Annotated in this window: 16 tRNA genes and 2 rRNA genes; all 18 read right to left on the bottom strand. The window is 45.7% G+C overall.

The features are described from left to right. Positions 1-354: 354 nt before the first annotated feature. Positions 355-435 (bottom strand) — tRNA-Leu (locus C9J37_RS27445). Positions 436-486: 51 nt separating this feature from the next. Then, positions 487-560, bottom strand: a tRNA-Cys gene (locus C9J37_RS27440). 7 nt (positions 561-567) lie between these two features. After that, a tRNA-Gly gene (locus C9J37_RS27435) sits at positions 568-642 on the bottom strand. Positions 643-647: 5 nt separating this feature from the next. Beyond that, positions 648-722 (bottom strand) — tRNA-Gln (locus C9J37_RS27430). A 4-nt stretch (positions 723-726) separates the two neighbouring features. After that, positions 727-803, bottom strand: a tRNA-His gene (locus tag C9J37_RS27425). Positions 804-839: 36 nt separating this feature from the next. Continuing rightward, positions 840-915, bottom strand: a tRNA-His gene (locus tag C9J37_RS27420). A gap of 12 nt (positions 916-927) precedes the next feature. Then, positions 928-1,001 (bottom strand) — tRNA-Trp (locus tag C9J37_RS27415). Positions 1,002-1,010: 9 nt separating this feature from the next. After that, positions 1,011-1,094, bottom strand: a tRNA-Tyr gene (locus C9J37_RS27410). 9 nt (positions 1,095-1,103) lie between these two features. Continuing rightward, positions 1,104-1,179, bottom strand: a tRNA-Thr gene (locus C9J37_RS27405). Positions 1,180-1,191: 12 nt separating this feature from the next. After that, positions 1,192-1,264, bottom strand: a tRNA-Phe gene (locus tag C9J37_RS27400). Positions 1,265-1,283: 19 nt separating this feature from the next. Further along, positions 1,284-1,359: transfer RNA gene (locus tag C9J37_RS27395), tRNA-Asp, on the bottom strand. 4 nt (positions 1,360-1,363) lie between these two features. After that, positions 1,364-1,438 (bottom strand) — tRNA-Met (locus tag C9J37_RS27390). Between the two features lie 27 nt (positions 1,439-1,465). Further along, positions 1,466-1,541 (bottom strand) — tRNA-Val (locus C9J37_RS27385). Between the two features lie 20 nt (positions 1,542-1,561). Then, a tRNA-Glu gene (locus C9J37_RS27380) sits at positions 1,562-1,636 on the bottom strand. Between the two features lie 24 nt (positions 1,637-1,660). Then, positions 1,661-1,752, bottom strand: a tRNA-Ser gene (locus C9J37_RS27375). Between the two features lie 5 nt (positions 1,753-1,757). Further along, a tRNA-Asn gene (locus tag C9J37_RS27370) sits at positions 1,758-1,834 on the bottom strand. Positions 1,835-1,852: 18 nt separating this feature from the next. Next, positions 1,853-1,968: ribosomal RNA gene (gene rrf / locus C9J37_RS27365) — 5S ribosomal RNA — on the bottom strand. Positions 1,969-2,082: 114 nt separating this feature from the next. Next, positions 2,083-2,207: ribosomal RNA gene (locus C9J37_RS27360) — 23S ribosomal RNA — on the bottom strand; the annotation flags it as partial.

Here is a 2,207-nt window from a genome sequence, read left to right as displayed (position 1 = left end):
TTCTTTTTTTGTGAATAATCTTTTTGTCATTAGTTCCGCTCCAACATCTTTTTTTCTCATTATAAACAAAAAGCCCCTATCAGTAGGACTTTTTTCAAAGTGTCTATCTGATAGGGTACATTTTATTTTTCAAACATGAGCTTTTTTAGTTTGCTCTCCTTTATCAATCACATTTTCTCGGATTGCAGCTTGTGTAAAAACTTGTGTAAAATGAACCTGCCTGTGTGTAAAAAGATTTCGATTCTTATCGTTTCCTATCGTAACCCAATAAATGTAAAAAGCCCACAAACCCTGTTCTATCAAGGTTTGTGAGCTTTCTAATCTTACTAAACGTAACGTATATGTACGTGATGATACCGGTGGTCGGGGTCGAACCGACACTCCAAAGGAACACGATTTTGAGTCGTGCGCGTCTGCCAATTCCGCCACACCGGCATAATACTTTAGAGATAAAAAAAATCGGAGTATCCGATTAAGAAAAAAATATGGAGGCGGCAACCGGATTTGAACCGGTGATAAAGGTGTTGCAGACCTGTGCCTTACCACTTGGCTATGCCGCCATATTATTGGAGCGGAAGACGAGGTTCGAACTCGCGACCCCCACCTTGGCAAGGTGGTGTTCTACCACTGAACTACTTCCGCATAAATGGCTGGGGTACTAGGATTCGAACCTAGGCCTGACGGAATCAAAATCCGTTGCCTTACCGCTTGGCTATACCCCAACAATGGGGCGACTGATGGGAATCGAACCCACGAAATGCCGGAACCACAATCCGGTGCGTTAACCACTTCGCCACAATCGCCATTGCTTTATAGTTTTATTTTAATTTTATAGTAAATGGGGCGACTGATGGGAATCGAACCCACGAATGCCGGAACCACAATCCGGTGCGTTAACCACTTCGCCACAATCGCCATAAAATTAATTGGCAGGGGCAGTAGGAATCGAACCCACACCAAAGGTTTTGGAGACCTCTATTCTACCGTTGAACTATGCCCCTATAAAAAACTGGTGGAGGGGGACGGATTCGAACCGCCGAACCCTAAGGAGCGGATTTACAGTCCGCCGCGTTTAGCCACTTCGCTACCCCTCCAGGAAAACATGGTGCCGGCTATAGGAATCGAACCCACGACCTACTGATTACAAGTCAGTTGCTCTACCTGCTGAGCTAAACCGGCAAAAAAACATGATGGGTCAGGACGGAATCGAACCGCCGACACTTAGAGCTTCAATCTAATGCTCTACCAACTGAGCTACTGACCCATATTTATTATTTTAAAAATGGCGGTCCCGACCGGGATCGAACCGGCGATCTCCTGCGTGACAGGCAGGCATGTTAACCGCTACACCACGGGACCATTTTGGTTGCGGAGACAGGATTTGAACCTGTGACCTTCGGGTTATGAGCCCGACGAGCTACCACTGCTCCACCCCGCGATAATACTATTTTTTTATTTTTAAAAATGGTGGAGGATGACGGGCTCGAACCGCCGACCCTCTGCTTGTAAGGCAGATGCTCTCCCAGCTGAGCTAATCCTCCATCTGGGTATTCGTTATAAATGGTGACCCCTACGGGATTCGAACCCGTGTTACCGCCGTGAAAGGGCGGTGTCTTAACCGCTTGACCAAGGGGCCTTTATGATTGGAATCCTAAAGTGCTGGCGGAGAGTAAGGGATTTGAACCCTTGAGACAGTGTTAACCGCCTACACGATTTCCAATCGTGCTCCTTCGGCCACTCGGACAACTCTCCAAGAATGGCTCCGAAGGCAGGACTCGAACCTGCGACAACCTGATTAACAGTCAGGTGCTACTACCAACTGAGCTACTTCGGAATAATTTTAGTATGTATAGCCTAGCGACGTCCTACTCTCACAGGGGGAAGCCCCCAACTACCATCGGCGCTAAAGAGCTTAACTTCCGTGTTCGGTATGGGAACGGGTGTGACCTCTTTGCCATCATCACTAGACTATTTGAAAGACATTATCTATTATAACATATATTATTATAATTACAAGTATTTAAGAAATACTTTTTTATTCTTTCAAAACTGGATAAACGGTTCATTGAATGTTTCAAACTTTTGGTTAAGTCCTCGATCGATTAGTATTCGTCAGCTCCATGTGTCACCACACTTCCACCTCGAACCTATCTACCTCATCGTCTTTGAGGGATCTTACTTACTTGCGTAATGGGAAATCTCATCTT

It is taken from the genome of Lysinibacillus mangiferihumi (assembly GCF_003049665.1).
GTDB classification, from domain to species: domain Bacteria; phylum Bacillota; class Bacilli; order Bacillales_A; family Planococcaceae; genus Lysinibacillus; species Lysinibacillus mangiferihumi.
The sequence above is the reverse complement of the archived record's forward strand: the minus strand, read 5'-3'. Positions and strand labels throughout refer to the sequence as shown.